We start from the raw sequence: 25310 nt of genomic DNA, 5'->3' as shown, positions 1-25310 counted from the left end.
CAGTACCGCGAAGGTAGGAAACACATTGCTCTCCTGTCGTTTGGCTGTGAGCAATATTGGACCACGACCAGCCCCGCCTTTTGACCAGCATCAATTGGGCCGCCGACTTTCTCCGCTTGAATGTTGATTTAGCTCAATATCGCCGCTTCGCGGAGCGCCTAGCGTTTAAACAAAGTAGCACAGGAGACGAGCATGTCCGAGCAGGAGAATGTGACGAGCTTAACGCCAGCTTTCGCTGCTGCGCTGCACCAACGTTCGGCCCAAGCCATGAATATCCAGGCCGAATTCGGCAGGAAACTGGTCGAGGTGAACAGGCACTGGTTTGAACAGATTCAGATCGAATCCAGCCAGTGCTGGGATGTGCTCTGGAAAGCCAGCGCCGCCACCTCGTTGACCGACAAGGCGAAGATATTTCAGGACTATTTGCGGGACTTCACCAAACGCGCGACCGACGACGCAAGCTACATGATGGAGAACGCTCGGGCGCTCGGGGAGATCGAGACCCGGATTTTCGCGCCTTCGGGACGGGCAGCAAGCGATGCCGCGGCCACGCCCGCCGAGCCGTCATGACGTCAGCCTGGATGTGAATCCGCCGGGCCAAGCAGAGCCCGTAGCTTAACGCCTCATGAAAGGGTGGGAATTTGTAATGGATACCAATCGGCGCTGGCAGGCGATCACGACAGCGCCGTTCGGGCGAGATCTTGAACTTGCGGTCATTGAAGGCGACGATGTTCACCGGCTGGTATTTCCATGTCGGCGGATACTCAGCGGATGGACAAACACGATCACGCAGGCTCCGGTCCACGTCAATCCGACGCATTGGCGGCCGTGGGAGGAGAAGACCGACTAGGCAGGCTTCTGGAGGCCATCAGTTGCCAGCGGACCTGCAACCTTCGCCTCTTCTTCGGCAAGCAGCCGTTCAATAATACCCCGTTTCTTAGGGTCGGTTTCGGCTTCCAATAGTTTCTTGAAATGCTCAATGTTCAGGCTAGCGACGGTCCTGTCCATTGGGATGTCTCCTTGCAGACCCTGCCCGTGAAACATTGCACGACGTTCCGGAGGGAACAAGGGATGATAGATGAGGATTCGGATAGGCTAGTGACGGCCCGTTACAGACAGGATACCCAATAGCTGTCTTTCCTTTCCGTTCCATGTCACGATGTCCGATGAAAGCCTCCAATAACGCATCCCGTCCCCCGTCCAAGCCGGGTTCGGCCGGGCAGGGTCGCGTCTTGTATCGATACGGCACGGCGGCAGCCGTGGTCGCGCTGGCGCTGGCTTTCCGTTTTCTGCTGCGGGCCGATTTCGAAGGCCGTGCTTTCACAGCCATGTACGTGCCGGTGGTCATTTTCTCGACATTTGCTGGGGGCCGCGGGCCTGCCATTTTTGCAACGGTTCTATGCATCGCGATCAGCATCGGCTTTCTCGGACCTGTCCAGTCCCTGGAAACCGCCAATCTCATCGACATCACGTTCTTCGCGGTGCTGGGCCCGGTTATCGGCGTGATCGGCGACCGGCTGCTGCGCGAGTCCGAAGATGCAAGCTACCGGCAGGCGCAGCTTCAGTCGATTCTCGACACCGTTCCGGAGGCGATGATTCTCATCGACGATCGCGGCAACATGCGCTCTTTCAGCGCGGCTGCCGTGAGGCTGTTCGGCTGGTCTCCCGACGAAGTAATCGGCCGCAACGTGTCGCTGCTGATGCCCTCGCCCTACCGCCAGGAGCACGACCATTATCTCAAGCGCTACAGGGATACGGGTGAGAAGCGCATTATCGGCATCGGCCGTATCGTGGTCGGCGAACGACGGGACGGCTCAACCTTTCCGATGGAATTGGCCGTCGGCGAAGCCGAAGTCCGCGGCGAGCGATTTTTCACCGGATTCATTCGCGACCTGACCGAGCGCCGGACGCAGGAGCGGCGGATGCAGGAATTGCAGTCCGAACTCGGGCACGTCTCGCGCCTGACGGCCATGGGCGAGATGGCCTCCTCCATCGCCCATGAACTCAATCAGCCGCTCTCGGCCATCACAAACTACGTCCGGGGCGCCGCCGTCCTCCTGAACGCCTCGCCCCCGGATACGCACCGGCTGCGCGATGCGCTGGACCGCACCGCCGTCCAGGCGTTGCGCGCCGGCGACATCATCAAGCGTTTGCGAGAGTTCGTCGCCAAGGGCGAGACGCAGCATACGCTGGAGAATCCCGCGACCCTGATGGAAGAAGCCGCCGCGCTCGCGCTGGTCGGCGCCAAGGAGCAGAACGTCCGCGTCGCCTTGCAGTTCGACAGCGAATTGCCGGCCATCGCCGTCGACAAAATTCAAATTCAGCAGGTCGCGCTCAACCTCATCCGCAATGCGATCGAAGCGATGGAGACGACCGAACGGCGCGAGCTGACCCTGACTGTGGCCCGCGACGAGAACATGATATTATTTTCGGTCGCCGACACGGGAATGGGGATCAATCCGGCCGTCGCTGAGCAGCTTTTTCAGCCATTCCTGACAACAAAAGCGAGCGGAATGGGCGTCGGACTCTCGATCTGCCGCTCCATCATCGAAGCCCACGGCGGACGGATCTGGACCGAACCCGGCGAGGCCGGCGGCACGCGTTTCCAGTTCACGGTGCCATTTGTGGAGACAGAAGCCGGTCATGACGACGCATAAGCCCACGATCCACGTCATCGACGACGATCCCGCCATGCGGGATTCACTTGCCTTTCTGCTCGACGTCCACGGCTTCGACGTGAAGGTTCACGATTCCGCCAATGCCTTCCTCGATCAGGTGCCGGGCGCCAGCCTCGACTGCGTCATCTCCGACGTCCGCATGCCCGGGATGAGCGGCCTGGAGCTGGTGCGCAAGCTGAAAGCCGACGGCATCGCCTGCCCGGTCGTCATCATCACCGGCCACGGCGACGTCGCGTTGGCGGTCGAGGCGATGAAGGTCGGCGCCGTCGACTTCATCGAAAAGCCGTTTGACGACGACATCCTTCTCAGCGCGGTGCGCAGCGCGCTCACCGTCCGCGCGCCGAATGACGACGGACAGCGCCGGGCCGCCGAAGCCCGCCTCGCCGAACTATCGCCGCGCGAGCGCGACGTGTTGAGCGGCCTCGTCGCCGGCAAGATCAACAAGGTGATCGCGCACGATCTCGGCATCAGTCCCCGCACCGTGGAAGTCTACCGCGCCAATCTGATGGCCAAGACCGGCGCGCGCAGCATGTCCGAACTGATGCGGCTGGCCCTGGCGGCAGGGCTATAACGAACGCCCCGCCCGCCACTACAATTGGTGCGCGGTCCAGCTCACGAGATCCTTTGCCGCATTTCCGAATGCACTGTTGAAGGCGAGAGCCGCCGACGCTGGATCGAGTGCGGCGATCGCGCTGTCGCCCTGGAAGACGCGCGCAGCCTTGACCACGTTGGCGCTGTCGACCAGCTTGGCGGAAAAGCTGACCACGGCATGCGGCGACGGCTCCATCTGGACTTCGAACTGGCGCAGATCGAGAACCAGCCGGTTCCCGGAATCCGCCCCCGGTTCGGAGCGGAGCGGCGCATGGGCGATGTCATAGTTCTCGAAGCTTTGCAGCACGCGCGCCTGAAGCAGGATCGGAAGGCTGTCGCTCCACTGGGCGTCGTCAAATCCGGAATGGTCCGCATCGGGCGAGAACAGGAAGCGCTGCGTTTGCAGCCGCGCCACCGCGCTGGGCTCGGAGACCGAGAACTCCGCCTTCAGCGGTATCCGCGGCTCGTCGAATTTGCCGACCGCCGACAAATCATAGGTGGTTTTGCGCGCGGCCGCCGGACCGCCGCCGGTCATGCGTTCGAGACCTGTCATGATGCCGTCGAGCTGCGGCGTATTCCGCGCCAGGCCGTCGGCGAAGGTGCTGAGATTGGCAATGGTGTTGTGGAGGTTGTCGGCGTTGTCGCCGAGGATCGTATCGACACGCTGAAGCGCATTGCGCGCCGCCTGTGTCATGCTGGTCCCGGCGCCCTTTTCGGCCACCAGCGTACCACCTTCATCAAGCGCTGCGGTGCCGGCATTGCCACCTTCGAGCGCGACCACCGGAACGCCGGTCAGCCCCTGAAAATCGAGCCCGACCTTGGTGTCCTTGCGCACCGGCGTATGCTGCTCCACCGCGATCGTCGCGCGAACGGCGCGGGGCTGATCCGGCACCAGGCCGAGATCAGTCACCTCGCCGACGCGAATGCCGTTGAAGAGAACCGCCGCGCCGGTGAGAAGGCCGGGCACGGGCTCCTCGAACGCGATATGATAGCTATCCCGCTTTCCCACGCCTCCGGAATTATTCAGCCAGTAGACGAAGCCGAACACGGCTCCGATCGCGATGATCACAAAGGCGCCGACGATGACGAATGGTGCACGAGTTTCCATGATGGTCTCTAGGGTTGGTGGGGGGCGTGAATCATCTCGGCCCGGGCGCCGTGGAAGTAGGCTTTGACCCAGGGATGATCCGAAGCGCGGACTTCGGGAAGCGGCCCGAGGGCGACGATCCGGCCGTCAGCCAGCGCGGCGACACGGTCGCAGATCGTGGCAAGACTTGAGAGATCGTGCGTCGCCATCAGGACCGTGAGGCCGAGCGTTCGTTGCAGGATGTTGATCAGCGTATCGAATTCGCCGGCCGCGATCGGATCGAGGCCGGAGGTCGGCTCGTCGAGAAAAAGAATCGCCGGATCCAGCGCCAGCGCGCGCGCCAGCGCCACGCGCTTGGTCATGCCGCCCGAAAGCTCTGACGGCATCTTGTCGCCGTCTTCGCGCGAAAGCCCGACCATCTCCAGCTTGGCGGTCGCGATCTCGTCCAGTAATTGCTCCGACAAAGAAAAGCTTTCCCGCAGCGGCACCTGGATGTTCTGCCGCGCATTCAGCGACGAGAACAACGCGCCCTGCTGAAACAGCACGCCCCAGCGCCCGGCGGCCGGCCGCCCCTCGGCCGGCGCCACCGCGATGGTGCCGCTTCGCTTCGGCAACAGCCCGATGATCGTCCGCATCAGCACGGACTTGCCGCCCCCGGATGCGCCCACCAGACCCATGATCTCGCCGCTCATGACATCGAGCGACAAATGGTCGATCACGGTATGGCGGCCGAATCCAACCACCAGATCCTGCACATGGATCGCTACTTCGTCTGTCCCGTCCGTCATCACATTCCAATCGATGCAAAGAAGACCGCGAACAGGCCGTCGAGGACGATCACCAGAAAGATCGATTTGACGACCGAGGACGTGGTCTGGCGGCCGAGCGACTCGGCGCTGCCCTCGACACGAAGACCCTCCATGGCCGCGACAAGACCGATCACCAGCGCCATGAACGGCGCCTTGATGATGCCGACCTCGAATTGCGTCACCGAGACCGCTTCGTGCAGACGCGCGATGAAGATCGCGGGACTCATGCCGCCATAAAGCCACGCAACAAGCCCGCCGCCATAGAGCGCAGCCAGCGAGCCGATGAAGGTCAGGATCGGGAGCGCGATCACGAGGGCGATGATGCGCGGAACGATCAGCACCTCCATGGGATCGAGCCCCATGGTCTTGAGCGCGTCGATCTCCTCGCGCATCTTCATCGACCCGATTTCGGCCGTGTAGGCGCTGCCGGAACGCCCGGCGACCATGATCGCGACGATCAGCACCCCGATTTCGCGCAGCACCAGGATCCCGACCATGTCGACGACATAGGATTCCGCGCCAAAGCGGCGGAAGTGGAAAATGCCCTGCTGCGCAATGATGGCGCCGATCAGGAATGTGATCAGGGCCATGATCGGAACCGCCTGCCAGCCGACCAGCGAGAGCTGGTACACGGTCGAGGTGAGCCGGAACGAACGCGGATGGCGCAGCAGGCGCCACAGCGCCGCGCTGAACGCCCCCAATATGTCGAGAAATTCGATGACATCGATTCGGGAGGCCCAGACCGTGCGGCCCAGCATTTCCAGCCATGCCACCACCCGATGACCGGAGGAGACCGCAGCCGGACGGCTTCGATTCAGGCCGTGCATCTCCTGCATCAGGCCGGCCATCGGCGCCGCCAGATTGGTCACCGCGGCAGCCTGATCGGCTCCGGTGAACCGCGTCATCTTTTCGATCAGCCATGCGCCGACGGTATCGAGCTGGCTCACCGCCGAAACATCGATGCGGAAGCGGCGGGTGCGTTCGAGCAGCCCTGCATTCCGGTCGAACAGGGATTCAAGCGCTTCGGCATGGACCGCCGTCCACGCTCCGCTGGCGCGCAGGATCAGCGGGTCGCCCTCGACGGCGCGCAAATCTGGTACTTCATCCGTCACGATATTCCTCGCGCAAGTTGCGGCTACGTCAATAACGGTCGCGCAGCCCCTGTTGTTGACCCATCGCAATCCCGGACGCGAAGCAGCGCCGGCATCTTCTCCTGCCCACCACCCTAACCTTGCGTCAGCTCCAGCGTCACATTGACCAGGCCGCCGTCCTCGGCATCGGTCTTGGCCGAAAAGCCCAATTCGCGGCACATCGCCAGCATGGGGGAGTTTTCCTGCAGGACCTGGCCGGTCAGCCGCTTCAGCCCCTCGCTGCGCGCATAGCGAATCAAAAGCTCCATCAGGCCCCAGCCAAGACCTTTGCCCTTCAGGTCCGAGCGCAGCAGGATCGCATATTCGGCGGCCTCATACAGGGAATCGGAGTGCAGCCGCGCGACACCGATGACGTCCCGGCCTGCTTTGTCAAATGCGACAAAGGCCATGGCCCGCGCGTAGTCGAGCTGGACCAGCCGCGCCAGAAAAGCGTGCGGAAATTCCTTGATCGCGTCCAGGAAACGCAGCCTCAAATCGCTCAGATCCACCCGTCCGAGGAAACCGCGGATATCCGGTTCGTCTTCGGGCCGGATCGGCCGGACGAAAACCCGCCAATCGTCGTTCAAGGTCAGATCGGTCTCCCACTCCACCGGATAGGGACGAACGGCAAGACGCGTGTTGCCGGCGAACAAAACCGCCGGTTTTCCCACGCCGATCGCGGCATCGAAAGCGAACAGGCCGCCGTCCGCGAAACGAAGATCGATGCCGAGTTCACGAAGCGCGGGAAAATCGCCGATCATCTGGGACAATTTGACGACGGCAATGGCTGCCTCGTCGATCGCGACGGACGGCGGATCGGCGCAAGACAGCGCGATCGCTCCCTGAACGAAATCGCGCGCCAGACTCATGTCCATCGGCGGCAGGGCGAACGACCGGCCGTCTCGCCGCGCCACAGCGCGTCCATCGCGATCCAGCGTCATGACCGGACCAAAGACCGGATCATCGAACATCCCGATCAAGAACCCGCCATCAGCGCGAACGGCGTCGCCTGCCTTCGTCGGTAACGACGCTATCTCGTAGGCCGCCAGCAGTTCGGCGACTTCGCCGGAATCGAGCCGAGAACGGCCCTCGGCCATGGCGGCTGCGATGATCCGTTCGGCAGCGGCGCGATTTGCCTTGAATTCACCCGAAACACTCGGCGGCGTCACCGTCAGGAGGTCCATCGTTTCACGGTGGCGCACCAGATGCATGAAAGCGCGTATGGCCTCGTCTTCGACGGCGAAATGCGGGACGCCGGCCTGGTCGAGAATCGCCGTCGCCGCGGCATCGGCCCCGACAAACGAGGCGAGCACGGGCTTGGCCGAGGCGTGCCACAGCCGGCGATTCGCGGCGATGCATTCGCTCACCGCCGTGGCAATGGCGGCGGTGTCCGTTACGGCGGTGGCAACATGGATCACGACGACGCCATCGACCGCGGACTCAGACAGGAGAATGTCCAGCGCGGCCGCATACTCCGCCGGCTCCGCATCGCTTGCGATATCGACCGGGTTTGACGCCGGACCGCCAGCCGGCAGCGCGTCCTCGAGCCGGCGCTGTGTCTCGGGCATCAGCTCCGCCCGAACGCCGCCAAGCTCCTGCAGTTCGTTGATGGCGAGCACGCCGAGCGCGGCGCCATCGGTTAGAACGGCAAGACGTTTGCCCGCGGGCAACGGAGCCCGCCCCAGCACTTCGGCGCTGCAGAACATCTCGCCAAGACCAGCCATCCGCAGCAGTCCGGCCCGGCGAAACGCCGCGTCATAGACGGCATCGGACCCGATCGAGGCCTCGCCGTCCCTGCCCTCAGCCCCGTCGTTTTGCGCCACACATCCGGATCTGACGACCACGACCGGCTTCAATCGCGCCGCCGCACGCGCCGCCGACATGAACTTGCGGGCGTCCCTGACGGATTCCAGATGGAGCAGGATCGCGCGCGTCTTCTGGTCGAGCGCGAAATAATCGAGGCAATCGGCGATATCGACATCGAGTTCGTCGCCAACCGACACCAGGCCCGAGAAGCCGATCTGCCGTTCCGCCGCGCATCCGATCGCGGCCGCGGCGATATCGGCCGATTGCGAGATGAAGGCGAGATTGCCGCTTCGGGGCGAATGCGCGCCGAGGCTGGCGTTGAGTTTTGCACCCGGCATCGCGATGCCCAGGCTATTCGGGCCGACGATCCGCATGCCGGTCTTGCGCGCCGCCTGCCTGACCTGTTCCCACCGCGCGCCTTCGCCGCGATCAAAGCCCGAACTCAGGATCACGGCCCCCGCCACGCCGCGCGCGCCGGCCTCGGCCAGGATCGCCGGAACCAGCGCTGCGGGCGCCGTAACCACGATCAGGCCCGGAACGAATCCAAGCGCGGATAGTTTCGGCTGCGCCGCCAACCCGCCCACTTCCGCACGGTGAGGATTGACGACCCCGATTTGTCCGCCAAAGCCCGCGTCAAGAATATTGCGGATTACGGCCCGGCCGGGCGAGCGAAGGCACTCGCTTCCGCCTACCAGCGCGAGCGAGCGCGGCGCAAATAACCGGTCTAGGCGATATATAGACACTGCAAGGGTTCTGGCGCTCCAGGCTGCTGTCGGTCACGCTGCTCGCTACAACGATCGAGCGCGCGGAGGACATCGCTTCGTGCGATAATGCCGACGAGACACCCGGCCTTGTCAAGGACCGGAACGCTTTTCAACCGCTGTGTCACCATCATCTGCAACACGCGCTGGAGCTTCGTCTCCACATCGACGAAAACAACGTTGCGGCTCATGATCTCGTCCACCGTCGTTCCCACCAGATCATCATAATGCGGCAGGATGCAATCCGGCGTAAACGCAAACGGCTTCATCGCGTCGAATTTTGACACCAATCCGACGACGACATCATCACGCAAAACCGGATAAGCATCGAACTCGTCGACGGCGAACAGCCGATGAAGATCACCCACGGTCGTTTCCGGTGCGACGCACTTCACATGCCTCGTCATATTGTCCGCGACCGTCTCCTGAAGGAACTCGTACATGCCGGAGTCTCCTGTTCAATGGGCATGAACCATGCATTGAACTTTAGGACAGACATACCGATCAGCCTTGACAAGGATCAAGCCTCCACCTCCAGGCATGGGCCTATCGAACAATGCGGAACCATCGAAGACGCCCGCACCGGTGAAAGAAGCGGGCTCCCTTAACCATTGTTAAGAATCGTCTCGATCGAGATTCCTACCTAAGGAAAACACCTGAATAGCGAGTCACAGCGAAAGCAGTCATCGTCGCGCCGCATGGATACGATCATGACAAAACGATTGTTCTTTTTCGCGCTGGTGAGCGGGCTTTGCTGCGCGCTGTTGCTCGTCCTGTATCATGTCGCCTTTTCGGACCTCGGCTCCGGAATTGCGGCACAGCCGCGGGGATGTCGGGAGCTGGCTTTCGTTGTGGCCGTGGCCGCCTATGTCTGCGGTACGGCATCGTTCCTGTCCGCGCTCGGATTTGTCACCCTGATCGGGCGTGCGGCTGCAAGGAAGCACGACAACATTTCCGCGGCCTGATCGGGACTCGAAAATACGTCCGTGCTGAATCGGGCCACGTCCGGAGAACCTCTTGCGGTTGTGAGCTAAATCAAATCCGGATAGTGGCATTCCGGCTAAATTTTATCGTATGACTTGCTCAACCGGCAGGAGGAAAACCGAGATGCTGAAAAATATTCTTGTCCATATTCCCTCAGAACGAGCGGCGCGACCGGTCATTGAGGGCGCGATCTCGATCGCAACCAGCCGAAACGCCCAACTGGACGCCCTCTCCATCGGCTATGAACTCACCAGCGTCGCCTTTGTGGCCGACGGCGCGGCGGCGATGGCGGCCGTTTACGATATCGAACGCGAACGCGCCATGGAGCGCGCCAACAGCGCGATGGCCGAATTCAACACCGCCGCCGCCAAGGCCGGAATTTCCTACAGCTGCCGCGCATTGACGGCTTCTCCAAACGAGGCCTGGACCATCGCCGGCGGAGCCGCCCGCCTTCATGACCTGACCATCGTGCTTCAGCCGGACCCGGAATCCGCGTCCAACGACAATGCGATGGCGCAGGAAATCCTGTTCCAATCGGGCGGACCGGTGCTTGTCCTGCCCTACACGCATAAGGGTCCGTGTACCCCGAAACGGATCGGCATCGCCTGGGACGGAAGCCGGGCTGCGGCCCGCGCGCTGCGGGATGCCACGCCGTTCCTGAAAGAAGCCGACACGATCACGATCATCAGCGCCAACGACGATGAAGCGGCCAGCGAAGTGAACGCGGAGGCCGCGAAAACCTGTCTCGCGCGTCACGGCCTTACGGCGGTCGTGGAACGACTGACGGCCGGTCATGCCGACATCCAGCCCATGCTTCTCTCCACCGCCGCTGATCTCAGCCTCGATCTGCTGGTAATGGGCGGCTATGGCCACTCCCGTTTGCAGGAGGGCCTTCTCGGCGGCGTGACCAGGGCGATGTTCCAGTCGATGACGGTTCCGACCCTGATGTCGCATTGACGGTGCAGCCCGTGAGCCGGCAGCTTCTACGGGCGCGGTGGAAAGCGTGGCGGCGCCGGCTCTATGCGATCCTCGAACAGGACTCCAGCAATGACGGCGCCAGTCTCGCCGTCAACGGGCTGCTTGTTTTCCTGGTCGTCATCACGCTTACTGCAACGGTGCTGGAGTCAGTACCGCGGCTCGCGATCACCTATGCTGAGCCGTTCCGCGGCATTGAAATCGTCGCCACTGCCGTTTTTACGCTCGAATACCTTGCGCGTCTCTGGTGCGCGCCCGAACATCCGCCGTTCCGGCGCTACGGGCCGTTGCTGTCGCGGCTCCGCTACGTCACCGGCCTCTCGGGCCTGATCGATCTGGGCGCGCTGCTGCCGCTCTGGCTCGGCTTCTTCATCGCGGCCGATTTCAAGACGCTGCTCGTCCTGCGGCTGGTGCGCTATTTCAAGCTCACCCGCTATTCTCCCGCGATACGTTCGCTCCTGGAAGCGCTGTATTCCGAACGCCATGCGCTGACGGGATGCTTCGTCATCCTGTTCGGAGCGGCGTTGATCGCCGCCGCCGGCATGCATCTGGCCGAACGCGATGCCCAGCCGGCCGTATTCGGAACGATCCCCGACGCCTTATGGTGGGCGGTCGTGACGCTTGGGACGGTCGGCTATGGCGATGCCGTTCCGGTCACGCCGATCGGGCGGATGCTGGCCGGCTTGACCATCTTCGCGGGACTATTGATGATGGCGCTGCCGATCGGCATCGTCGCCAGCGCCTTCGCCGACGAGGTCCACCGCAGGGACTTTGTCATCACATGGGGCCTTGTGGCGCGAATCCCGCTGTTCAGCGAATTGAGCGCGGCGGAGATCGCCGAGGTGATGAAGGTCTTGCGGGCCCAGAAACTGGAGAGCGGCGCGGTCATCGCCCGCCGCGGCGAGCAGGCCCGCGCGATGTATCTGATCGCCGATGGCGAGGTGGAAGTCCGGCTCCGCCACAAGCGCTTCCGGCTCGGAACCGGACAGTTTTTCGGCGAGATTGCCGCCTTGCGGCGCACGCGCCGATCCTCGACAATCGTGACGGTCGCGCCCACACGGCTGCTCGTACTGGATACGCTGGACCTCCATGCGTTGATGGACCGGCAGCCCGAACTCGCCCGGCGGATCGAAAGCGCCGCTCGGGAAAAGTTGGGGCGGGACCTGGAAGAACCGGACCTGGATATCGCCGAGAGCGAACTCGCCGGTTCGCCCGCCCCTTGATTCCGTCCTCCAATTCCTTGGGGAGAACTTCGGCGGCCGGTCCCGGTTGCGATAGGTCAAAATGCAATGGCAGGCGCCTGCTACTAACTTAACATCCAAGCAAGGGAGATTTTCATGCGCGCCCATCAGGTCATGACGCAGAACGTAATTACGGTGACACCCGAGACGCCGATCGTGGAAGCCGCGAACAAGATGCTGCAAAATCACATCAGCGGCCTGCCCGTTGTCGACAAATCGGGAAAACTGGTCGGCATCGTCTCCGAGGGTGATTTCCTGCGCCGCTCCGAGATCGGCACACAGCGCAAGCGGCCGCGCTGGCTTCAATTCCTGATGAGTCCGGGACGCGATGCCGACGAATTCACCCGTGAGAGCGGCCGCAAGATCGAAGACGTGATGACCTGCGATCCCGTCACCGTCGACGAGGAAACGCCGCTCGAAGAACTGGTGAAGTTGATGGAGAAAAAGGGCATCAAGCGGCTTCCGGTGCTGCGGGGCAATGACATGGTCGGCATTGTGACCCGGTCCAATTTGCTTCAGGCCGTCGCCAGTCTGGCGCGCGATGTTCCGGATCCGACCGCCGATGACGACCATATCCGCGACCGGATCACGCGGGCGATCGAGAAAGCCGATTGGCATCCGCTCGGCCTCCAGGTCACGGTGCGCAACGGCGTCGTCCATCTCCACGGCATCGTCATCGACGAACGCTCCCGTCAGGCCAGCATCGTCGCCGCCGAGAATGTGGAGGGCGTCAAGGAAGTCCACGATCATTTGTGCTTCGTGGATACCTATTCAGGTTTCTACATCGAATCGCCGGAAGACGAAAAAGCGGCGCGGCGGGCATAAAGGATCCAACAGGATCACTGGAATATTCCACCGGCCGCTTATCTGCGGCTGGCGCTTTCTCCGGCCGCCAGTTCGATGATCTCCGCGGTGATTTCGTCCTGGCGGACCAGTTGCTCCCGCGCTTGCAGCGCGGTGAGCTGGCGCTCGATATGGCTGCGCGCCGAGGCCATTGCCTCCATACGGGCCTCGTTTTCCGCGGCGAATGCATGCAGCGCCGCATGACAAAGCCGGGCGTAGATGTAATCCGCCGTAAGCGCCCCCAGTAACGCGTCCGGCTCAAGGTTGACCAGCGGAGCGTCGGCGGCAACCGCCGTCGCGAAAGCCTTGCGGTCGAGCGGAAAAAGATTGATGCGCTCGACGGCAAAGCCGCGGCCTGGTTGCCAGCGCGTGAACATTGTATCGAGCCGGGTCACCTCGTGGGCGGCGACGCGGTCGTACACGGCCGAGGCAATCCGGTCGGCGAGTTTGGGAATCCCGAGCGAATTGGGCGGCATCGCATCGTTCCAGCCGACGGCGAGATTCCGTTCCGCCGCGACCGCACGACCGCGGGTTCCGACCAGGAACAGGTCGGAAGAGCCGGCGTCGTTGCCGATCGCGTTCAGCACCCGCTCGCTGAAGGCCCCGGCAAATCCCTGCTCGGCGCAAAAAACCACGATACCGAGGCGGCCGGATCCCTCGCCCGCCGGCTCGCGGGCGGACGGAACCAGCGCCAGACTCCTGCCTATCGCGGCCGCCACCGTCGCCGCAAAGCCGTCGACGGCGACAAGCTGGCCCCGCGCCTGCTGGACTCGCGCCGCGGCCATGCTGCGCATGGCGTTCACCACCGCATCGAGCTGGCGCACCCCCCCGATCCGGGCGCGAATATCGGCGAGACGTTCGGTCATGACGCCGCCGCTCCCGGTGGCCCGTTGCCGGGCTGCAAGGCCGCAGCATATTTTTGCAGCGCCTCGATCAACCCGGCCCTGCCGGACTGGTCGAGCGAGCCGGCCCGGTTGATGGCCCGCACGATGGCAGGAACATCCCGGTCGAGCATCGCGGACAGCCCGGCGCGGAAGGCGGCCAATGCCGCTGGGGCCAGCCCGTCGAGGATTCCGCTCTGGACCGCTGTCACCAGCGCAACCTCATCGGCGAGTTGCAGCGGCTGGTGCTGTCCCTGGGCGAGAGCCGTGCGAATACTCGCGCCGCGGCTCAATTGCTGACGCACGCGCGCATCCGGCATGCCGCCGAACCGGGTGAACATCTCCAGCTCCAGGAACTGGGTGTAATCGAGACGCAAGGTCGCTGCGGCCTCGCGAAGCGCCTTCGCCTGCGTCTTGCCCCCGACCCGGCTGACACTGGTGCCGACATCGACCGCGGGTTTCTGCCCCTCGTGAAAGAGCTTGGTGTCGAGCACGATCTGGCCGTCGGTGATCGAGATCAGGTTTGTCGGAATATAGGCGCTGAGATTGCCCGCGTCGGTCTCGGCGATCGGCAACGCCGTCAGCGATCCGCCGCCCTTCTCTGCGGACAGCTTCGCGGCCCGCTCCAACAGCCTCGAATGCACATAGAACACGTCGCCCGGATAGGCCTCGCGGCCCGGCGACTGACGGGTGAGCAGCGCGATCTCGCGGTGGCAGGCGGCGTGCTTGGTGAGATCGTCGACGACGATCAGCGCATGCTGGCCGCGGTCGCGGAAATATTCGGCCATCGTGAAACCGGCAAAGGGCGCGATCCACTGCAAGCCCGCCGGGTTGGCGGCGCCGGCGACGACGACGATGCAGCGATCGAAGGCGCCGCCGGACTGGATCGCATCGATGGCGCGCTTGACGTTGGAGCTTTTCTGCCCGATCGCGACATAGACGCAGATGATATCGCTGGTCTTCTGGTTGATGATGGTGTCGACCGCGATCGTCGTCTTGCCGGTCGAACGGTCGCCGATGATCAATTCACGCTGGCCACGGCCGAGCGCAAACAGCGTATCGACGACAACGAGGCCGGTCTGGACCGGCTGGCTGACCAGATCTCGGTCGATGATGCCGGGCGCCGGGCACTCGATCGGCTCGCGTTCGCCGGCGATCGGCTCCTTGCCGTCGAGCGGACGGCCGAGCGGATCGACGATGCGGCCGAGCAGCGCCGGCCCCACCGGCACCCGCACCACGTCGCCCGTGCCCCGCACCATGTCGCCGGCTTCGACCGTATCGCTGCCGTCGAGCAGCACGCAGCCGACGGTATCGGTCTCGAGCACCTGGACAAAGCCGAACTGGCCGTTGTCGAAACGCAGGAGCTCGTCGAGCCGCGCGCTTGGCAGCCCGGAGATCAGCGCGATGCCATCTTCGATCCGGACGACCTTCCCTACTTCCTCCACATGCGGCCCGAGCTGCGCGCGCTCCAGCTTCGACCGGGCGCGGTCGAGCCAGAGATCCGCCGGTGCGTCACGATCGGCTGTCATTCGTGATATCCGCCAGGATGTGCGACAGGTCGGCCTGCCAGCTGTTACGCATGATGATGCTTGGCCCGCGCAGCTCGAGGCCGGCAATCAGCGCGGGATCGGCGGTGAAATCAAGCTGCACGGTGGCGTTCAAGGCCTGGCCGATCCGGACGCCGCAACGCGCCTGATCGTCGGCACTGAGCGGGGCCGCGCTCGCCAGGACGAGCGTGACGCCCGGAGCGGTCAGCCCCTCGCGGACCGCGATCGGCAATTTGCCGATATCGGCAATGAGCCAATCGAGGAACGCCGTTTGCACAGCGGCGCCGTCGAGACGCGCGGCCAGCCGCTGCGCAATCTCTATCGCCAACCGGCCGGCGCGCTCGGTCCAGGCCTTGTCGGCGGCCTTCTTGCCCTGGTCGATCGTCGCTTGCGCCGCCGCACGCAACGCCGCGGCCTCGTTCTCGCCCTGGGCAACGCGCTCATGGCGCAGCTTTTCGGCCGCCTCCTCGGCGGAAGCGAGGATCGCCTGGCGTTCGCCGTCGAAACTCATGCGCGTCCGCTTGATATCGGCCAAAGCGGCGTCGGCCTCGCCGCGCTTCGCCTCGGCCTCGGCCAGCGTTTGCTGCACGGCCTTGCGCCGCTCCTCGATCATGGCCGCCACCGGCCGCCAGAAGAAGCGCGCCAATAGCCAGACCAGAACAAGGACATTGACGGTCTGAAGCCCAAGGGTCCACCAATCGATGGTCATGCGATCATTTCAGCAAGGGATTGGCGAACAGCAGCAGCAGCGCGATCACCAGGCAGTAGATCGCCATGGTCTCGATCATCGCGAGGCCGACGAACAGCGTCCGCGAGATGGTGTTCGCGGCCTCGGGCTGACGGGCGATCGCATCCATGGCGGCGGCGACCGCCCGGCCTTCGGCGAGCGCCGGGCCGATGGCGCCGAACGATACCGCCATCGCGGCCGATACGATGCTTGCGAGTGCTAGCCAGTTCATGGATGTGTCCCCGGAATTAGTGAATCTGGATTTGATGATTCTGGATCTTCCTTGCCTTCGCTGACCGTGCCGGCGATGAAAACCATGGCCAGGACCGCGAAGATATAGGCCTGAACCGCGCCGGTCAGCAGATCGAGCGCCATCAGCGGAATCGGAACCAGAAGTCCCGCCAGCGACAGCACGATACCGATCACGAAGACGCCGCTCATGACATTGCCGAACAGCCGGACCAGCAGCGAGAACGTGCGCGTGATGCTCTCAAGGAAGTTGAGCGGGATCATCAGCGGGCTCGGCGTGGCGAACGTCGCGAGATAACCGCGCACGCCGCCGGCCCGGATGCCGAACCAGATCACGGCGAGGAAGACGATCAACGCCAATGCGGCGTCGGTCTCGAGATGGGCGGTCGGCGGCTCGACACCAGGGATCAGCGAGGACCAGTTCGCGACGAAGATAAAGGCGAACAATGTCCCGATGAACGCACGGTAAGGCGCCGGCCCGACCCGCATCGTATCGCGTATCTGGGCATCCACGGTCTCGACGACCAGTTCGAAGACCGCCTGGGTGGCCGAAGGGACCAACTTCAGACAACGAGACAATGCGATCGCGCCCAACACCAGCGCGGCCATGATGACCCAGGTCACGGCCACCGCCGAACTGATCGGGACGGGCCCGATATGAAACAGCGGAATCGACGAGAGCGGCGAGTTCATGCGACCGCCTCGCGGGCTCGGCGCAGGACAAGCCGGCGGGCGATCTCGAAACTGGCGGCGAGCGTCAACAATGGCAGCGCGCCTTCGCGCGCGGCCAGGACGAACAACACCGCGACAAGCCCGAAACGCCCCGCCGTCAGCGCCAGCGACAACACCACGCGCCCCCCGCCCACCAGCAGCCCCACATTGCGGCGCAGGGCATGGAAATACAGAAGGCCGAGGCCGATCCCCGCGAGCAGGTGCAGAGCGAGGACCAGCGCCGTCATCCATGACGGGTTGAATGAAAAAATGCTCATGCGGTGTTCACCCATCGCCAGGCCGACCAGCAGCCGAGCCCGAGCCCGAGCATCAACAACGGCGCGGTGTAGAAAATGCCGGTATTGAAGGCGCCATCGAGCCACCGGCCGGCGAAGATGCCGACCAGCATCGGCACCACGACAATCCAGCCCAGCACGCCGATCTGCGCCAGCCGCCGGGCGACCGACGACTCGCCCTCGCGCAGCCAGTGCTGATGCCGCTGGTTGCGCAACCGTGCGCCGCGCACCAGTTCGTCGCCCTCATCCGGATCGACCTGCGGCGCGGTCATGGAAACATATTCCCTGCTCCACGGTGGTCGGGACGGAGATGCTGCATGATATAGCGAATGGCGTTGACCTGAAGCCGCATGCTGTCGACCCGGCTTTTGCGCTGCTCTTCCAGATCCTCGCGGAAGCGGCGAAGCACCTCCTGATCGAGCGCGGCCAGATCGTCGCCGGCGATCGCTTCCCGCGACGCGATAGCGACCTCCTGGCCATGATTGACCGTAAGAATGCCGCCGCGGACCGCGCAATAGGAGCGCCGTCCGTCATGGCGCTGCCAGCTCACGACCGACGTCGCGAGGCTGGTCAGGAAATCGGCGTGGCCCGGCATGATGCCGAAGCTGCCGCTGGCGTCTTCGGCCCTGACGGCGCGAACCGCGTCCTCATCGACGACAAGCGATATGGGCGTGGTGATGCGCAATCTCATGCCGGCGCCCTCGCCTTGGCCGCGGCCGCTTCCTTCTGGCGCGCTTCATCGATGGTTCCGACCATGTAGAGCGAACTCTCCGCCCAGTCGTCGGTTTCGCCGGCGAGAATGGCGCGGCAGCCGGCAAGGGTTTCCTCGCGCCGGACACTTCGGCCCGGCGTGCCCGTGAAAGCCTCGGTCACCGCGAACGGCTGGGCCAAAAAGCGCTGCAAACGCCGCGCCCGCCTGACGAGCACGCGATCGGCCGCCCCTAACTCCTCCACACCGAGAAGGGCAATGATGTCCTGAAGCTCCTTGAGCCGCGCCAGCGTCTCGCGCGTCTGCTCGGCGATCCGGTAATGCTCCTCGCCGACCACCAGCGGATCGAGCAGCGCCGAGGACGACGCCAGCGGATCGACGGCGGGATAGAAACCTTCGGCGGCGAGCTCGCGCGACAGCATGATGGTGCTGTCCATATGGCTGGAGATCGCGCTCACCGCCGGATCGGTGAAATCGTCGGCCGGCACGTAAACGGCCTGGATCGCCGTCACCGACGCGCCTGCCACCGAGGCGATCCGCTCCTGCAGCGAAGCCACTTCGGTGGCGAGCGTCGGCTGATATCCGACGCGCGAAGGCAGCCGGCCCAGCAGGCTCGAGACCTCGCTGCCAGCCTGCACGAAACGGAATACGTTATCCATCAACAGCAGCACGTTCTGATGCTTCTGGTCGCGGAAATATTCCGCAATGGTCAGCGCCGTCATCGGCACCCGCCAACGGGCGCCGGGCGGCTCGTTCATCTGGCCATAGACCAGGACGGTCCGCTCCAACACGCCGGAGCTCTGCATGTCGGTCAGCAGTTCATGACCTTCGCGGGAACGCTCGCCGACGCCTGCAAAGACGGAGATACCTTCGTATTTCTCGACCATGGCGTGGATGAGTTCCATCACCAACACTGTCTTGCCGACGCCCGCTCCGCCAAACATCGCGGCCTTGCCGCCTTGCGCCAGCGGCGCCAGCAGGTCGATCACCTTGATGCCGGTTTCGAAGATCGACCGGGTCGCGGTCTCCTCCGCCAGCGCCGGCGGCGCGTGATGGATGGAGCGCCGCGGGGTCGACGCGGGAAACGCCTCGCCCCGATCGCAGACCTGGCCGAGCACATCGAGCAGCCGCCCCAATACGGCCTCGCCGACCGGGACCGCAATCGGGCCATCCTGGACATCGACGTCAACACCGCGCGCCAGCCCGGACGTGCTTTGAAGCGCGATCGCGCGAATCCGCGATCCGTCGAGATGGGCATGAACTTCAAGCACAAGGGTTTCCGGACGGTCCCAGCGCACGCTCAGCGCCGTATTGATCGGAGGAAGCCTGCCCCCGGCGAAGCCGACATCGACGACCGCCCCGCGAACGGAAATAACGGTGCCTTTTCGTGCAACTTCATCCATCCTCAAACCATGCGCAAAGGAAGTCCCGACTCAGTTCACGAAAGCTAATCGTAGGCGATGAACCCGTCTTGATGCGGATCAATGCGATTCAAATCACTGTTACGATAAATGGTTTTGGTCTATTCGGATCGTCGGGATTCAAAGCGAACCGGCAAGATAGCCCGCTCACATGTGCAGTTCGGACATCTTCAGTTCAGGCATCGCGCACAAGTGACCGATCGGGAGGCCACAGCACGGGAGCATCCAAATGGCCAATTATCGCGTAAAATTCTTCAAAATAGCCCCCGGCTCGACCGGCCATAAACATCTTCAGCAACAATTCGACGTCGTATCGGAAAGCCCATCCGGCGCGCTGGTTCTGGCGGAAGCGCAGGTAAAGGACGCAGCCGACCTGCTCGACTGCATCGAGGTGGAACGGCTTTCCGACCACCCCGCCCGCTAATGCTTCGGTTCTGATTGAATCAGAACCGACAAGGCTCTATGCCCTGCGCTGCCATTTCCAGCCCGAGATTTCCGGCATGTCCTCGCCATGCGCGCGGATATAGCGCTCATGCTCCACGAGCTTGTCGCGGATCATCTGCTTGACGTAGACGGCTCTCGGTCCCAGCGACGGCACCCGGTCGACGACGTCGGCGACGAGATGGAAACGATCGAGACGGTTTCTCACGACCATATCGAACGGCGTCGTCGTCGAACCTTCCTCCTGATAGCCGCGAACATGCATGTTGTGGTGGTTGGTGCGCTTGTAAGCCAGGCGATGGATCAGCCAGGGATAGCCGTGATAGGCGAAGATCACCGGCCGGGCCGTGGTGAAAAGCGCATCGAAATCATTGTCGCTCAAGCCATGCGGATGCTGCGACTTCGGTTGCAGCGTCATGAGATCGACCACGTTGACGACGCGGACTTTCAGCTCGGGCAAATACTGGTGCAGCAACTCGACCGCGGCCAGCGTTTCCAGGGTCGGAATATCCCCCGCGCAGGCCATCACGACATCGGGCTCGCTGCCGCGGTCGTTGCTGGCCCATTCCCAGATCCCGATACCTTGCGTGCAGTGCTTGATCGCTGCATCCATGTCGAGCCATTGCAGTTGCGGCTGCTTTCCCGCGACGATGACATTGATCCGGTTCCAGCTGCGAAGGCAGTGATCGACGACATAAAGCAGCGTGTTGGCATCCGGCGGGAAATAGACCCGGACCGTATCGGCCTTCTTGTTGACGACATGATCGACAAAGCCCGGATCCTGATGGCTGAAGCCGTTGTGATCCTGACGCCAGACATGGGAGGTGAGCAGATAATTCAGCGAGGCAATCGGCCGCCGCCACGCCACCTCGCGCGAGGTCTTGAGCCATTTGGCGTGCTGGTTGAACATCGAATCCACGATGTGGATGAACGCTTCATAGCAGGAGAAGAAACCGTGCCGGCCGGTCAGCAGATAGCCCTCCAGCCAGCCCTGGCAGGTGTGCTCGCTCAGGATCTCCATCACCCGGCCGTCCGGCGCCAGATGATCGTCATCCGGGATGGTTTCGGCATCCCAGGCGCGGTTGGTGGCTTCGAAGATCGCCTGAAGCCGGTTTGACGCGGTTTCGTCCGGGCCCCAAACCCGGAAATTACGATTTGTCTCATTCTCGCGCATGACGTCGCGCAGGAATTTGCCGGCGATATAGGTCGCCTCCGCTTCCGACTGGCCCGGATCCGTTACCGGCACGGCGTAGGCTTCAAACTCGGGCAGCCGCAGCGGACGCATCAACGCACCGCCATTGGCGTGCGGATTGGCGCTCATCCGCCGGTTTCCAACGGGCGCGAGCGCGGCGATCTCGGCGCGCAGCCGGCCGCTGCCGTCGAACAGCTCCTCCGGAACATAGCTGCGCATCCAATGGTCAAGCAGCTCCAGATGGCCGGGCTTCTTCATGTCGCTGAACGGCACCTGGTGCGAACGCCAGGACCCCTCCGCCTTCAACCCGTCGACGGTCTTCGGGCCGGTCCAGCCTTTCGGCGACCGCAGCACGATCATCGGCCACAGCGCGCGCGTCTTGGTCTTGCCCTCCCGCGCAGCCTTCTGAATGGCATCGATCCGGGAGAACGCCGTGTCGAGCGCCGCCGCCATCTTCTGATGCATCGGCATCGGATCGTCGCCCTCGACGAAAATCGGGTCATAGCCGTAACCACGCATCAGGCTTTCAAGCTCGGCCGGACTGATCCGGGCCAATACCGTGGGATTGGCGATCTTGTAGCCGTTGAGATGCAGGATCGGCAGCACGGCGCCGTCGCTGGCCGGATTGAGAAACTTGTTGCCGTGCCATGAGGTCGCGAGCGGGCCGGTTTCGGCTTCGCCGTCGCCGACGACACACGCCACGATCAGATCCGGATTGTCGAACACCGCGCCATAGGCGTGCGACAAGGAATAGCCCAGTTCACCGCCCTCGTGAATCGATCCCGGCGTTTCCGGCGCGGCATGGCTCGGTATTCCGCCCGGAAACGAAAATTGGCGAAACAGCCGGCATATGCCGGCCTCATCCTGCGACACATCGGGATAGAGCTCGCTGTAAGTCCCCTCGAGCCAGGTATTGGCGACGACGCCGGGGGCGCCGTGTCCCGGCCCGGCAATGAACAGAATGTTCCTGTCCTGCGCCTTGATGATGCGGTTGAGATGAACATAGATGAAGTTGAGACCGGGCGTGGTGCCCCAATGGCCGAGCAGGCGCGGCTTGACATGCTCCAGTGTCAGCGGCTCGCGCAGCAATGGATTGTTCAGCAGGTAAACCTGCCCCACCGAAAGATAATTCGCCGCGCGCCACCACGCATGCATCAAACTCACGTCTTTCGAAGACAACGAGTCTTTTGGGGATAAAGACCCCGCCTGAGGAACCACCCGCCCGCTGATCTCTGCCGCCATGCTCGTTCTCCTGTCGGAAGCAACCATACTTCGTGAGTTCGCATGTAGTTCATGATGTGCGTCAACGTTTGCCGCCTCAATTGGTGCCGCGGTGGGCAGGTGGCCGAACGATCATCCGTAGAATCCCCTAAGGGAAAATTCCGGGCGTCTCGCGACAAGGCGCGATAACAGCGTGTCATAAAAGACTGACATGATCGACTCCAATTGTCTGAACATACCTCGAAGGGACAAGGCCATGAAAGCGATCGATGTGATGACCCGTGAAGTTGTCACGGTGAGTCCTGATGTGTCCGTCGTGGATGCCGCCAAATTACTGACGGAATATGACGTCAGTGCCCTGCCGGTGGTCGATGACGAGCTTCACGTCGTCGGCATTTTAAGCGAAGCCGACCTGATGCGCCGCGAGGAGATCGGCACCGAGCGGCAGCGCCCGTGGTGGCTGGAGGCCATGACGATGCCCGATACGCTAGCGAAGGAGTTCGCGGCATCGCATGGCGCAAAGGTATCCGAACTCATGTCGTCCTCGGTGGTCTCGGCATCGGAGGATACCTCTCTCGAAGAGATCGCAACGCTTTTCGAGCGCCACCGGATCAAGCGCGTTCCCATCCTGCGCGACGGAAAGCTGGTGGGCATCGTGAGCCGGGCGAATTTGATTCAAGCCCTCGCTTCCGCAAACATCGCGTCGAAATCGAATCCGGATCCCGATCGGGCGATTCGGCGCGACATCCTCGACAGGCTGCAACAGCAGTCCTGGACGGATTTCGGCAAGCGCAACATCATCGTCAACGACGGCTCCGTCCACATCTGGGGGCTTGTGAACTCCGAGCAGGAGCGAAAGGCGCTGCTGACGCTGGCTGAAAGCGTACCCAACGTCAAAAGCGTGATCGACGAAATGATTCCCGCCTATTGAACAGACGCTGCGGCGAATTCACGTCATGTTCACGCCGGTTCGCCGTGGCAGCGGCGATCCGGCGGGCAATCTGGATCATTTTGACGGATTCCAATACACCGGGCAGTGCTCAGCCGCTGAATTTTTGACGCAGATCAAGATTGCCAGTGACTGCTGGCCATAGCCTCCATTGAGAGGAGTATGGCGATGACTCACGGCAGCGAGATTGTGGACGAGCTTCATCTGCTCAGGCAGGAAGCCAGTCGGCTGCTCGGCGCGGGGGCTGACGAATGGCGGGAATTTTCGGCCCAAAAGGCCAAGACGCTCGCAAACGACGTTAAAGCCTTCCTTACCGATTTGCGTACCTCTGTTGAAATGGACGAGCGAGAAATCGAGCACGCGATCGCCGGAAAAACGGCGACCGCGCTGGTCACCGCGCTCACGCTCGGCATCGTTATCGGTTGGGCCATGAGGAAAAAACCATGAACGTCAGCCGTCTTGTCGACCACGCGCGCGTGCTGTGGCGAACCGACCGGATCATTGCCGAGCTTCGCTTGAAGCGGCTTTTGAGCGGATTGGGCCTTCAGGCGCTGGCGGCGTTGATCGCGTCCTTTGGTCTGCTGCTGTTCGAGCTCGCCGCCTATTTCGCCCTGGTGCAGGTGTGGAATGCGATCTGGTCCGCCGCCGCGCTCGGGCTTATCAATATTCTGATCGCGGGTCTTTTGGCCCTGTTCGCGTTGCGCCGGCCGGTCGGCCATGAACTCGCGCTTGCGACCGAAGTGCATCATCAGGCAATCGCCGCGCTGGAAGCGGAAATCAAGAACCAGGAAAGCGGAGCCGCCTCGCTGGCATCAGCCCTTGCCAGCACGGCGATCCCGCTGCTGCTGCCGCTCATTCCGCTGCTGGTCCAGCGCCTCCGCTCGCGCAAGGCCGACATGGATCCTGTCTGACCCTCCTGAACTTCACGTCCCCCCCCCCCCGGAATTTTCGATGAATCGTCACGCCTTCAAACGGTTCCGCAACATCGCCCTTCCCCGCGCATTCCGGCAAATCCGGCTGGAGCGGGCGCGGGATCACGATCATCCCAAAGGCGATTCCGAAATCGCCTACGTGATCACGGCGCCGCTTGACGCAGCCTCGCGGGTCGATGCCGACCTGTGGAAGCTTCACAAGGAAGCCTGCCGGGTTGCGCGGCAGCGGCCGGTCGGAAACGACCAGCTCGGCCATATCATGCATGGGCCCGGCGGCAACTGGCGCTTTCACTACGACGTAGCCGGCGACTTGCCCGATGAAGCCGGCCACCATCTTGGCGACGAGCGCTTCGAGCCGGGCGAATATGTTTCCATCCACGAGGCCGACGGCATGCATCCCTATCTCGTCGTGGCCGTCACGCCGCTCTGAAGTGCGCCAAGCCTGAATCGCTTCAGTTCAGATCAGACCCGATGCTTCGCGTATCAAGCTTCGCTCGTCAGCCAAAACCAATGCTGAGCGCGCGAATATACCGTGCAACCCCCGTGTCAGCACAGACGAAGAGCGCGACAGCGGCTCGACCTACCGCCCTCGCGCTCCTGATCGGCAAAAGCTCGACTGACGCGGCATCTTGCCGGCGACGCCTTTGGAAGGTCAGGCCGCGGCCTTGATCTCGATCTGCTTGCTCTGCTTCGGCGCCGGCTTCTTGACGGTCACCTTGAGCACGCCCTTTGCGATTTCAGCGGTGATATCTTCCGACTTGACGCCTTCCGGCAACTGGACCGAACGGGCGAACGAGCCGAAGCTGCGCTCGACCAGATGATAATCCTTGTTCTTTTCCTCGCGCTCGTTCTTCTTCTCACCACGAACGGTCAGGACATTGTCCGCAAGGTTAAGCTGAACGTCCTTGGTTTCAAGTCCGGGCAGTTCGGCAGTGATTTCGATCACCTTGTCGGTCTCGCCCACATCCATGCGCGGCAGCGCCGCTCCGCTGGTGGTGAAGGCCGGGAAATTGCGGCTAAAGCCGTCGAACAGCCTGTCGATTTCCTGTTGCAGGAACGCAAAGGGATTGGCTTCCTGGCGCGCCACGCTACGTTCGGTACCAACGGGAATTACAGATTTGGTCATGTT

Annotated in this window: 31 protein-coding genes; 14 read left to right on the top strand and 17 right to left on the bottom strand. The window is 63.0% G+C overall.

Features of this window, described 5'->3' with window-relative positions:
* The first annotated feature begins 192 nt into the window (after nt 1–192).
* Nucleotides 193–570, top strand: coding sequence for a hypothetical protein (locus HB630_RS05435; protein WP_213770548.1), 378 nt, complete (start codon nt 193–195; stop codon nt 568–570).
* Nucleotides 571–646: 76 nt separating this feature from the next.
* On the top strand, nt 647–850 hold the full coding sequence (locus tag HB630_RS05430) for a hypothetical protein (RefSeq protein ID WP_213770547.1): 204 nt from the start codon (nt 647–649) through the stop codon (nt 848–850).
* Here the strand turns inward: HB630_RS05430 and HB630_RS05425 are convergent.
* Nucleotides 847–1008, bottom strand: a complete 162-nt coding sequence (locus HB630_RS05425) for a hypothetical protein (protein WP_213770545.1) — start codon at nt 1006–1008, stop codon at nt 847–849. The two genes, HB630_RS05430 and HB630_RS05425, sit on opposite strands and share 4 nt — an antisense overlap.
* Before the next feature lie 158 nt (nt 1009–1166).
* Between HB630_RS05425 and HB630_RS05420 the strand changes: the two genes are divergently transcribed.
* Together HB630_RS05420 and fixJ are read left to right on the top strand one after the other, a co-directional pair.
* The gene (locus HB630_RS05420; RefSeq protein ID WP_213770543.1) at nt 1167–2657 is read left to right on the top strand and encodes a PAS domain S-box protein; all 1491 of its coding nucleotides are present in this window, start codon (nt 1167–1169) and stop codon (nt 2655–2657) included.
* Entirely contained in the window at nt 2644–3249 is a 606-nt protein-coding gene (gene fixJ / locus HB630_RS05415) for a response regulator FixJ (protein ID WP_213770542.1), read from the top strand. The genes HB630_RS05420 and fixJ overlap by 14 nt, the downstream gene beginning before the upstream one ends.
* Nucleotides 3250–3267: 18 nt before the next feature.
* Here fixJ and HB630_RS05410 read toward each other — a convergent pair whose 3' ends face one another.
* From HB630_RS05410 to HB630_RS05390, 5 genes are all read right to left on the bottom strand, one after another.
* Nucleotides 3268–4377: an MlaD family protein gene (locus tag HB630_RS05410; RefSeq protein WP_213770541.1), complete on the bottom strand. Its 1110-nt coding sequence runs from the start codon at nt 4375–4377 to the stop codon at nt 3268–3270.
* Nucleotides 4378–4385: 8 nt separating this feature from the next.
* On the bottom strand, nt 4386–5144 hold the full coding sequence (locus HB630_RS05405; RefSeq protein ID WP_213770540.1) for an ATP-binding cassette domain-containing protein: 759 nt from the start codon (nt 5142–5144) through the stop codon (nt 4386–4388).
* Entirely contained in the window at nt 5144–6277 is a 1134-nt protein-coding gene (locus HB630_RS05400; protein WP_346656033.1) for an ABC transporter permease, read from the bottom strand. Before HB630_RS05400 ends, HB630_RS05405 begins: the two co-directional genes overlap by 1 nt.
* Before the next feature lie 113 nt (nt 6278–6390).
* Nucleotides 6391–8844, bottom strand: a complete 2454-nt coding sequence (locus HB630_RS05395; protein ID WP_213770539.1) for a GNAT family N-acetyltransferase — start codon at nt 8842–8844, stop codon at nt 6391–6393.
* Entirely contained in the window at nt 8826–9305 is a 480-nt protein-coding gene (locus tag HB630_RS05390) for a CBS domain-containing protein (RefSeq protein WP_213770538.1), read from the bottom strand. Before HB630_RS05390 ends, HB630_RS05395 begins: the two co-directional genes overlap by 19 nt.
* 267 nt (nt 9306–9572) lie before the next feature.
* On the opposite strand from HB630_RS05390, the gene HB630_RS05385 reads away from it, so the two are divergent.
* From HB630_RS05385 to HB630_RS05370, 4 genes are all read left to right on the top strand, one after another.
* Entirely contained in the window at nt 9573–9827 is a 255-nt protein-coding gene (locus tag HB630_RS05385; RefSeq protein ID WP_213770537.1) for a hypothetical protein, read from the top strand.
* A 142-nt stretch (nt 9828–9969) separates the two neighbouring features.
* Nucleotides 9970–10803: a universal stress protein gene (locus tag HB630_RS05380; RefSeq protein WP_213770535.1), complete on the top strand. Its 834-nt coding sequence runs from the start codon at nt 9970–9972 to the stop codon at nt 10801–10803.
* Nucleotides 10804–10814: 11 nt separating this feature from the next.
* A complete protein-coding gene (locus tag HB630_RS05375) occupies nt 10815–12044 on the top strand; it encodes an ion transporter (protein WP_213770534.1) in 1230 nt (409 codons plus the stop codon).
* 114 nt (nt 12045–12158) lie between these two features.
* Entirely contained in the window at nt 12159–12887 is a 729-nt protein-coding gene (locus HB630_RS05370; RefSeq protein WP_213770533.1) for a CBS domain-containing protein, read from the top strand.
* A gap of 38 nt (nt 12888–12925) precedes the next feature.
* Here HB630_RS05370 and HB630_RS05365 read toward each other — a convergent pair whose 3' ends face one another.
* The 9 genes from HB630_RS05365 to atpD are packed head-to-tail and all read right to left on the bottom strand — an operon-like array spanning nt 12926 to nt 19428.
* Nucleotides 12926–13771, bottom strand: a complete 846-nt coding sequence (locus HB630_RS05365; RefSeq protein WP_213770532.1) for a F0F1 ATP synthase subunit gamma — start codon at nt 13769–13771, stop codon at nt 12926–12928.
* Nucleotides 13768–15315, bottom strand: a complete 1548-nt coding sequence (locus HB630_RS05360) for a F0F1 ATP synthase subunit alpha (protein WP_213770531.1) — start codon at nt 15313–15315, stop codon at nt 13768–13770. The genes HB630_RS05365 and HB630_RS05360 overlap by 4 nt, the downstream gene beginning before the upstream one ends.
* Nucleotides 15299–16042 carry an ATPase gene (locus HB630_RS05355; protein WP_213770530.1) on the bottom strand — a complete coding sequence of 248 codons (744 nt, stop codon included), beginning with the start codon at nt 16040–16042 and terminating at the stop codon, nt 15299–15301. The genes HB630_RS05360 and HB630_RS05355 overlap by 17 nt, the downstream gene beginning before the upstream one ends.
* 4 nt (nt 16043–16046) lie before the next feature.
* Nucleotides 16047–16292, bottom strand: coding sequence for a F0F1 ATP synthase subunit C (locus HB630_RS05350; RefSeq protein WP_213770529.1), 246 nt, complete (start codon nt 16290–16292; stop codon nt 16047–16049).
* On the bottom strand, nt 16289–17002 hold the full coding sequence (locus HB630_RS05345) for a F0F1 ATP synthase subunit A (protein ID WP_213770528.1): 714 nt from the start codon (nt 17000–17002) through the stop codon (nt 16289–16291). The genes HB630_RS05350 and HB630_RS05345 overlap by 4 nt, the downstream gene beginning before the upstream one ends.
* A complete protein-coding gene (locus HB630_RS05340; RefSeq protein WP_213770527.1) occupies nt 16999–17298 on the bottom strand; it encodes an ATP synthase subunit I in 300 nt (99 codons plus the stop codon). Before HB630_RS05340 ends, HB630_RS05345 begins: the two co-directional genes overlap by 4 nt.
* Nucleotides 17295–17588 (bottom strand): AtpZ/AtpI family protein, encoded by a 294-nt coding sequence (locus HB630_RS05335; RefSeq protein WP_213770526.1) that lies wholly within the window; start codon nt 17586–17588, stop codon nt 17295–17297. The genes HB630_RS05340 and HB630_RS05335 overlap by 4 nt, the downstream gene beginning before the upstream one ends.
* Nucleotides 17585–18007, bottom strand: coding sequence for a F0F1 ATP synthase subunit epsilon (locus HB630_RS05330; RefSeq protein WP_213770525.1), 423 nt, complete (start codon nt 18005–18007; stop codon nt 17585–17587). The genes HB630_RS05335 and HB630_RS05330 overlap by 4 nt, the downstream gene beginning before the upstream one ends.
* Complete coding sequence (gene atpD / locus HB630_RS05325; protein ID WP_213770524.1) at nt 18004–19428, bottom strand: F0F1 ATP synthase subunit beta; 1425 nt, start codon at nt 19426–19428, stop codon at nt 18004–18006. Before atpD ends, HB630_RS05330 begins: the two co-directional genes overlap by 4 nt.
* Before the next feature lie 247 nt (nt 19429–19675).
* Between atpD and HB630_RS05320 the strand changes: the two genes are divergently transcribed.
* The gene (locus tag HB630_RS05320; protein ID WP_213770523.1) at nt 19676–19870 is read left to right on the top strand and encodes a hypothetical protein; all 195 of its coding nucleotides are present in this window, start codon (nt 19676–19678) and stop codon (nt 19868–19870) included.
* A 36-nt stretch (nt 19871–19906) separates the two neighbouring features.
* On the opposite strand, the gene HB630_RS05315 is transcribed toward HB630_RS05320, so the two are convergent.
* Nucleotides 19907–22234, bottom strand: a complete 2328-nt coding sequence (locus HB630_RS05315; protein ID WP_249780698.1) for a phosphoketolase family protein — start codon at nt 22232–22234, stop codon at nt 19907–19909.
* 322 nt (nt 22235–22556) lie between these two features.
* Between HB630_RS05315 and HB630_RS05310 the strand changes: the two genes are divergently transcribed.
* Genes HB630_RS05310 through HB630_RS05290 form a run of 5 tightly spaced genes read left to right on the top strand, consistent with a single transcriptional unit; the run spans nt 22557 to nt 24611 of the window.
* A complete protein-coding gene (locus HB630_RS05310) occupies nt 22557–23231 on the top strand; it encodes a CBS domain-containing protein (protein ID WP_213770520.1) in 675 nt (224 codons plus the stop codon).
* A 25-nt stretch (nt 23232–23256) separates the two neighbouring features.
* A complete protein-coding gene (locus HB630_RS05305) occupies nt 23257–23394 on the top strand; it encodes a hypothetical protein (RefSeq protein ID WP_213770518.1) in 138 nt (45 codons plus the stop codon).
* A 17-nt stretch (nt 23395–23411) separates the two neighbouring features.
* Entirely contained in the window at nt 23412–23696 is a 285-nt protein-coding gene (locus tag HB630_RS05300; RefSeq protein ID WP_213770516.1) for a hypothetical protein, read from the top strand.
* A complete protein-coding gene (locus tag HB630_RS05295) occupies nt 23693–24160 on the top strand; it encodes a phage holin family protein (RefSeq protein WP_213770514.1) in 468 nt (155 codons plus the stop codon). Before HB630_RS05300 ends, HB630_RS05295 begins: the two co-directional genes overlap by 4 nt.
* A 40-nt stretch (nt 24161–24200) precedes the next feature.
* Nucleotides 24201–24611: a hypothetical protein gene (locus tag HB630_RS05290; RefSeq protein ID WP_213770512.1), complete on the top strand. Its 411-nt coding sequence runs from the start codon at nt 24201–24203 to the stop codon at nt 24609–24611.
* Nucleotides 24612–24833: 222 nt separating this feature from the next.
* Here HB630_RS05290 and HB630_RS05285 read toward each other — a convergent pair whose 3' ends face one another.
* The gene (locus HB630_RS05285; protein WP_213770510.1) at nt 24834–25307 is read right to left on the bottom strand and encodes an Hsp20/alpha crystallin family protein; all 474 of its coding nucleotides are present in this window, start codon (nt 25305–25307) and stop codon (nt 24834–24836) included.
* Between the last annotated feature and the right edge of the window lie 3 nt (nt 25308–25310).

It is taken from the genome of Bradyrhizobium sp. dw_78, assembly GCF_018449525.1.
Lineage (GTDB): Bacteria > Pseudomonadota > Alphaproteobacteria > Rhizobiales > Xanthobacteraceae > Bradyrhizobium.
Note: the sequence above shows the minus strand (reverse complement) of the source record. Positions and strands in the feature narration are given on the sequence as shown.